Below are 6,944 nucleotides of genomic sequence, written 5' to 3' on the forward strand. Positions count from 1 at the left end.
GGATGTGCTCGCGAAACACCCGTCGCTCCGCGGTCAGCCCACCCCCTTGCGGATACCTCATATGACCGGCCTACTGCGAGAACCAACGCTTGTCAGCCCCTGCGACATCACGCCAACAAGGTCAGTAGTGGTGGTCTCCCTGTAATTGCTTCGGGATCACTTTTAGTTGTGGGCGGTCACGGTTTTCCCCACCCTCGGGTAGTTTGAGTCTCATGTAATGGTCCATCCCGATTTCGCCGAATTCTCCATGGGGATGACGAAGTTGGGCTTGAGGGTCCTGGCCATCACGAACACGCACATGTCCCTCGACCTGCAGCACGAGAGGTCGATGGACGCACCGGATGGCAAGGAGATCATTCACCGTGGTCGACATCATCGAGATCTACGTCCACTGGTACGCAGGCCGCTCCAAGGGCGGATTCCAGTCATCGTCGCAACACGCTGATCATTCCAGTGTTGCGACGAGCTTGGCGAAGAGGTGCGCGGGGGTGTTCCAGTTGAGGGTCTTGCGGGGGCGGCTGTTGAGTTCGGCGGCGACGAAGGCGAGGTCCTCGGCGCCGAAGACGGACAGGTCGGTGCTCTTGGGGAAGTACTGGCGCAGCAGGCCGTTCGTGTTCTCGTTCGAGCCGCGCTGCCAGGGGCTGGCGGGCTCGCAGAAGTAGACCGGGATGCCGGTGGCGCGGGTGAACTCGTCATGTCGGCTCATCTCGCTGCCCTGATCCCAGGTCACCGAACGGGCCAGCTCGGCAGGGAGGCCGCCGAGGGCGTGGACGAGCGCGTCGCGGACCTGCTGGGAGCCCCGTCCGTCGGGCAGGTGAAGGAGTTTGACGTAGCGGGTGGACCGGTCGACCAGGGTGCCGATCGCGGACCGGTTGCCCTTGCCTACGATCAGGTCGCCCTCCCAACTGCCCGCTATCCGGCGGTCGTTGAGCTCGTCTGGGCGGTGGCTGATCAGGGTGCCGGGGTCGATGAACCGGGTGGCGCGCTCGTCGGGCCGGCGGCGTCGACGGCGAGCGGGCCGGCCGCTGCGCAGGACGCCGGGGGCACGCTCCAGGCCGCCGCGGTGCGGCAGGTAGACGGTCTCGTGCGCGAGGTGCCGCTCGGGCTCGTCCGGGAAAGCGGTGCGCAGGGCCTGGCAGATCTGCTCCGGGCTCCACCGCCGGTCCAGACGCTGCTGGATGAACTCCTTCAGCTCCGGGTCACGCCGCATCTTGCCTTCCTTCGAGCGGGCACGGCGTACGGCCGCCCGGCGCTGCGCCTGGAAGGGGTGGTACTTGCCGGTGCGAGGATCGCTGTTGCGCCGCACCTCCCGGCTGATCGTGGCCGGGCTCCGGCCGAGCTCCCGGGCGATCGCACGCAGCGAGTTCCCGGACCGGAGCAGATCGGCGATGACGAGCCGCTCGTCCTCGGCAAGGAACCGGTCCGAAGTCCCATCGCGATGCCGCTCCTCGGTGATCGGCGCGTAGACGCGCTCGCGCCCAGTCCGGTCGACGTCCTTACGTCCGTACCGCCAGCGAGTCCCGGTCCTGCGGTTGATCCCCACCTCGCGGCACGCCGCCGAGTTGCTCATCCCTTGCGCCATCAGGCGAAGGTAATGATCACGCTTGTCCGCCAACGGAGCAGGTCCGCGCTTCTTCGATGTTCGCCGCGGCTTGGCCATCGCAACACCCCGCAGGGCCAGGTGTTGCAACCACCTGTAGAACCCAAGCGTTCCGCTGGGGCCCGAGAAGTCGTTCACAGCCAGCCGCGCGCAAGGCGTTGATCTACAGGGAGCGCTGGCGGTCAGGAAGTACGGTGGGCCGTTACTAGGAGGGTGGCGGCGCAACGAGGCCCAGCGGTCGGCGAGGGCAGTAGGTCAATGTGGATGCGGGTGAATCCGGCCTCGTCCAGGAGCTTCACCCACACGTGTTCCTGAAGCACCCAGCGGCGCATCGTGGTCTCCATGCCCTGGGGGGTTCGCGCCGGGATGTCGGCAGCCACGACGTCCGGCTGCGCAGGCTGGCCGCCCAGATAGTGCGCCAGTGTGGAGAACGCTAAACGGCCGCCCGGCCGCAGAGCGGCTGCTGCCGCCGGCAGGAGCGAGTGCGGGTCGGTGAAGTCGACGGCGCCGAAGACGCTGTACAGCACGTCGTAGGTGTCAGGGTGCGCCGTCAGGTGGCTTACGGCGTCGGATGAGACGATGCGCAGCCGCGGTGCGAGGTGGCCATACAGCGTGGCGGCCATGTCGCACTGGGCGGGTGAGCCGTCGACGGCGACGATGCGAGCAGGGGAGTGGTGAACCGCCAGATAGGCGGCGTGCCGGGCAGATCCGGCACCCAGGTCGCCGACGGTGCGGCCGGTCAGATGGCCGAGGGCCTCCGGGCCGGGACCGCCGTCTTGGCTCCAGATCCAGGGGAAGGTCGGGGGGACGGCGCGGTCGCGTGCGGCGCGGACGCGACCGTAGTGGTGCCAGAGGTCTGCGGTACTCGTCACCGCCTCATCCTGGTGGCGATGGCCGGCCGTGTGGCCGATTTCGGGGAATCTCACACGGACGATGCTGGGGCCCGACCAGAATCCGGCCGGGCCCAAGAGCCGGGTCAGTGCGAGTCGCTGCCCGGGTGGCACGGGCCGCAGCCGGGGGCGTCCTGCCAGAGCGACAGATCGACTTCCCAGCCGTCGGCGGCGACGAAGTGCGCCGTCTTCATCACTGAGCCGTCGTTCTTCATGTCGGCCTTGGGCACGTGATGCAGGAAGTGCCCGCCGTTGAAGCGCGCGCACAGTTCGGCGTATGCCACGGTGTCGAGGATGATCGTGTGCACGCCGATGTCCACGAGCTTGCTCGGGGCCAGGCCCAGGGACTCGCCCCGGTGGGTCATCGCGGTCAGCAGGTAGGCGTAGCCCTGCTCGAGGACCCTGGCCGCCATGACCGTGTCGTATGGGTAGTCCCGCACGAGGAGCTGGACCTGCTTCTCCCACAGTTGGGGCGAGACGACCTCGCGGGCGGAACGGACTGGGCCGAGCACCGGGTCGATGGCCAACGTGGCCGCGGCTGCGCTTGTCATGATGCCTCCCAGGGACGGGCCCCGAACGGTTGGGGCGCTGTACCCAGCACACCGCGCCGACGCGCCCGGTGGTGGTCAACCATCCTGCTGCGCAAGGCATTTGCACGTCGTGCAAGCCGCCTCGACGGTACCTTCCGGTGCCCGTACCGTGGGAGGCCCCCGGTCGTGCGGTGTGGGAGGGACCAACTGCCCGTTGACCCGCTCTGGAACACCCCCAAGGCGCGCGCTTTAGCCGCACAGCGGCTGCCCGGCGCGCTGATCCGCCTCGGCCGAGAACACCGCTCCTGGTCTCTTGCCGCCCTCGGCGACCGGCTCGGCTGCTCGGCGTCCACCGTATCCCGGCTGGAGCGGCGCAGCCGGGTCTTCGACCTGACCCTCGTTCACCGCGCTGCGCGCGAAGTGGGGATTCCGCTGCCCATTTTGGTGAGTTCTCTTGCGCCACCGACCCCGTCGGCATCTGCGGACACTAAAGTGACGGCCAGTCCGCACGCGCAGGAGGACCCGATGCACCGCCGCACGCTGCTCACCGCCACGGCGACCGCCGGGCCCGTCGTCCTGGTGCTCGGCGTGGACCAGGCGCTGGCCGCCACTCCGCCACCAACCGGCAGGGGATCGCTGGACGCCCGCATGGCCACCGCCCGCGACCTGTACGACCACGGCACACACGCGAAACTGCTCGCCGCCCTGCCCGGACTGATCGCGGACGGACACGCGGCTGCTTCCTCCCGGCGGGAGCTCGACCAGGCGCGGCTCTCCTCCGTCTACAGCCTCACCGCCTCCGTGCTGAACAAGCTCGGCTCCTACGAGCAGGCCCGGATCGCCGCCGACCGCGCCCGGACCTGGGCCGAAGTGTCCGGCTCGCCGCTCGCCTCGGCATCCGCCGCCCGGGCGCTCGCCGTGGTGCTGCGCCACCAGGACCGTACCGAGGAAGCCCAGCACCTGATGATGGCTGCCACCGCGCAGGTCGAAGCGACGGGACTACGGACCGACGCCCTGGCCTCCGCCTACGCACAAATGCTCTGCACCCTCGCCTACACCGCGGCCCGGGGCGGCCGGCGCGCTGAGGCCTCGGCGATGACAGAGGAGGCCCGCCGCGCGGCCCGGGCTCTTCCGCACATCGCCCCGGCGGGCCGCCTGTTCCCGATCAGCCCGGCCGGCGTCGACCTCTACGCGGTCGGGGTGCACTGGGCGCTCGGCGACGCAGGCGCCGCACTGGAGGTCGGGAAGAACCTGCGCCCGGATCAGTTCGCGACCGCCGAGCGAAAGGCGAGGCTGGGAACGGACATGGCACGCGCCTGGTGGGCCTGGGGACGGCCCGCGCAGACCGCCAGCGCCCTCCTCGATGCCTACCGGGCGAGCCCCGGAGAGGTACGAGATCGTCCTGCGATCCGCCGCGTGGTCACCGAGCTGGCCGAGCGACATCCGCAGATTGCAGGGGTCCGCGACCTGCAGGCTGCCGTGGCGAAGGCCGCAGGCTGACGCCAGCCTGCAGGTTCACCGTGTCGAGGGCCCCAAAAGCCGCACCCAGGAACGGCGCTGGGGCGCCGTACGGGACGCCCCCGACGGACAACCCCTTGGCGAGCCCCTGGTCAACCTCCTGCACACGCTCAACACCGCGAGCAAGGACGGCATCATCAGCGCGGCGGACACGGCCCGGATCGGCAGCCTTGCGCGGTCCCTGCACTACAGCCGCCGCTCCTGGACCGCAGTACACCGCGCCGCACAGTATGACCCGCACCTCGCCGCCGCCGGGCGCTGGCAAGAATTTCGTGAAGCGGGGGTGTGCTCCCGTGCGCCGATGACGCTCCGTCACGAGTGACGGCATGGTCGGCGAGTGTGATGACCTCGTACGAACTGTGTCTCCGCGCCTGGATGTGGTGCGGGTGGAACGGGTGTGGTCGACGGGCGGCGTGGACGCTGTGGTGTCAGATTGGTTGTGTGCCCGTCAGGCTGCCCCGTCTTGGCGGGCACAGCCTTGCCCGGGCTCGGGGTGCGGCTTCACGGCTTGGTGGAGTGTCCGCTTCCGCCCAGCGCGTGGGCGGCTGGGCGGAAGCGGGGCGGTTTCCCCTCCGGTGGTTCTTGAGCACGAGGGGGCCGCGCGGCCTTCCAGACTTGGAAGGTGCGACGCCGGGGGAGGCGTCCGTTGTCCATGGTGCGCCTTCCGGTTGGTGTCGCAAGGGGAAGTACGGGTTCGCCATCAAAAGGGTTCATTGCGGCATGATCTGGTGACGGTATGGGCGTCGTTGCGGTAAGGCGCCCTGGTATGGCGTGGGCTGATGGGACGTCATCGACACCTTGTGGTCGCCTGGTGACGATGTGTTCACTGGCTGGCATTGTTCCGCAATCCCATGATCACGTTGAGTGGCGGGCGTCTCGCACACCATGCTGTCCTGCAACTCCTCCGGGGCGCGTGAGCACCGCCCCGGAGGGGCCTTTCCAGACACTGGTATGTCCTCCAAGGGAAGGTGCCATGACAGGCAAGCAGGTGATGACCGTCCTCGTTCTCGCGGCGGTCCTCGCATGGAGCACGGTGATGACCGTGCTGGGCCAACTCACCGCGCTGATCGCGCTGTTGCCCACGCTGGGGCTCCTCATCCAGCAGATCGTCTCCGCGCTGTGTGGCCCGGACACCCGGGCCACCGCGGCGGCTGCCGCACCCACTGCCGTACCGGCGCCCGCGCCGGCCGCGGGCCCGGCGGGAAGTCAGGAGCCGCCCCAGTGACCACATCCCCCGTACCCGAGCGGCCCGCCGAGCCTCCCCATCGTCGCGGCCGCCCGCCGGAGCCGATCTGTGCGAGTGCCGGTCTGGCGCACCGCACCTGGCTGGAACCGGTCCGCAGCCGCTTCACCGCCAGCGGCCTGACCCTGGACGACCTGGTCGGCCGGTCCGGGTTCTCCAAGACCCGCCTGTCGGAACTGATGCGCGGCAAAGGCCTCTACCCCACCTGGGAGATCACCTACAGCGTGGTCCGCGCCCTGGACTTACCCGTCGGCCCGCTGCGCCGGCTGTGGAAGGTCGCCGCGGTCGAGGCGGACAAGAAGCCCGCCTGGATCGACGACCGCCTCCTGGCCGTCCCGCCCGCCGACGCCGACGAGCGCCCTCTCGCGCATGTGGCGCTCTACCAGGCGATGGCCGTGCCCTACCACGCCTACGCCCAGGCCTTCCTGCAGTCTTTGCCCCGTGCCCGGCACGCGGTCGGCGAGGTCTTCGACCTGCTCTGGCTGACCTGGGACGACGCCACCTCCAGCCCGGACACGCCCCGCCACGCCTGGCAGCTGCTGCGCGCCACCGTCCTCGCGCGCGCCGCCCAGCGGCCCGCCGGCCACTACGACCTGCGCGCCGCGGCCTTCTCCACCACGCACCAGGCCCAGGCCCCCCACCTGACCGAGCGCCTGGCCCGCATCGACGTCCTGGCCCGCTTCTTCGACGCGATCGCCCAGCTGCCCGATGACCAGATGGACGTCACCGTCCTGCGCTACCTGTGCGGCATCGACCCCGACACCATCCCCGCCGTCATCGGCCTGCCCCCGGCCCTGGTCCACACCCTCGACCACCACGCCCGCTGGGCCCTCAAGCAGCTCTTCCCCGACACCGAACCCCAGGAGTGATCCCGCCATCATGAGCACCATCGACGACCTCCTCGCCCAGTCGCTGCTGCTGCGTGAGCCCCACGTCCCCGCCGACATCGTCCCCCACGACGACCCCGCCGACGACGACCTGCCGCCGTGGCAGCACCAAACGGCCGCCACCACCGCCCCCCGCGCCGCCCACAGCCTCGCCGCCCCGTGCGAAACCGTCCGCCCCCCCTCCCCCCCCCCCCCGCCCCCCCCCTCCCCCCCCACCCCCCGCCCCCCACCCCCCACCCCCCCCCCCCCCGCCCCCGCCCCCCTCCCCCCCTCCCC

General features: G+C 70.2%; 6 protein-coding genes. 3 read left to right on the top strand and 3 right to left on the bottom strand.

The window, feature by feature from the left end; genetic code table 11:
- Window positions 1-445 precede the first annotated feature (445 nt).
- The 3 genes from HLK59_RS46785 to HLK59_RS46795 form a co-directional block, all read right to left on the bottom strand.
- Window positions 446-1,582, bottom strand: coding sequence for an IS30 family transposase (locus tag HLK59_RS46785; RefSeq protein WP_240983047.1), 1,137 nt, complete (start codon window positions 1,580-1,582; stop codon window positions 446-448).
- A gap of 200 nt (window positions 1,583-1,782) precedes the next feature.
- Entirely contained in the window at window positions 1,783-2,472 is a 690-nt protein-coding gene (locus tag HLK59_RS46790) for a class I SAM-dependent methyltransferase (RefSeq protein ID WP_171147781.1), read from the bottom strand.
- Window positions 2,473-2,576: 104 nt separating this feature from the next.
- A complete protein-coding gene (locus HLK59_RS46795) occupies window positions 2,577-3,041 on the bottom strand; it encodes a hypothetical protein (RefSeq protein WP_206328428.1) in 465 nt (154 codons plus the stop codon).
- Window positions 3,042-3,227: 186 nt separating this feature from the next.
- On the opposite strand from HLK59_RS46795, the gene HLK59_RS46800 reads away from it, so the two are divergent.
- From HLK59_RS46800 to HLK59_RS46810, 3 genes are all read left to right on the top strand, one after another.
- The gene (locus HLK59_RS46800) at window positions 3,228-4,520 is read left to right on the top strand and encodes a helix-turn-helix transcriptional regulator (protein WP_171147786.1); all 1,293 of its coding nucleotides are present in this window, start codon (window positions 3,228-3,230) and stop codon (window positions 4,518-4,520) included.
- A gap of 991 nt (window positions 4,521-5,511) precedes the next feature.
- The gene (locus HLK59_RS46805) at window positions 5,512-5,763 is read left to right on the top strand and encodes a hypothetical protein (protein WP_171147782.1); all 252 of its coding nucleotides are present in this window, start codon (window positions 5,512-5,514) and stop codon (window positions 5,761-5,763) included.
- On the top strand, window positions 5,760-6,650 hold the full coding sequence (locus tag HLK59_RS46810; protein ID WP_171147783.1) for an XRE family transcriptional regulator: 891 nt from the start codon (window positions 5,760-5,762) through the stop codon (window positions 6,648-6,650). The genes HLK59_RS46805 and HLK59_RS46810 overlap by 4 nt, the downstream gene beginning before the upstream one ends.
- Window positions 6,651-6,944: the final 294 nt, after the last annotated feature.

The sequence above is a fragment of the Streptomyces sp. S3(2020) genome (assembly GCF_013044505.1).
GTDB lineage: Bacteria > Actinomycetota > Actinomycetes > Streptomycetales > Streptomycetaceae > Streptomyces.

Excerpts from the sequence above, each read along its gene's own strand:
- HLK59_RS46785 (WP_240983047.1), bottom strand. The coding sequence starts at position 1,582 with ATGGCGCAAGGGATGAGCAACTCGGCGGCGTGCCGCGAGGTGGGGATC.
- HLK59_RS46795 (WP_206328428.1), bottom strand. The coding sequence starts at position 3,041 with ATGACAAGCGCAGCCGCGGCCACGTTGGCCATCGACCCGGTGCTCGGC.
- HLK59_RS46805 (WP_171147782.1), top strand. The coding sequence starts at position 5,512 with ATGACAGGCAAGCAGGTGATGACCGTCCTCGTTCTCGCGGCGGTCCTC.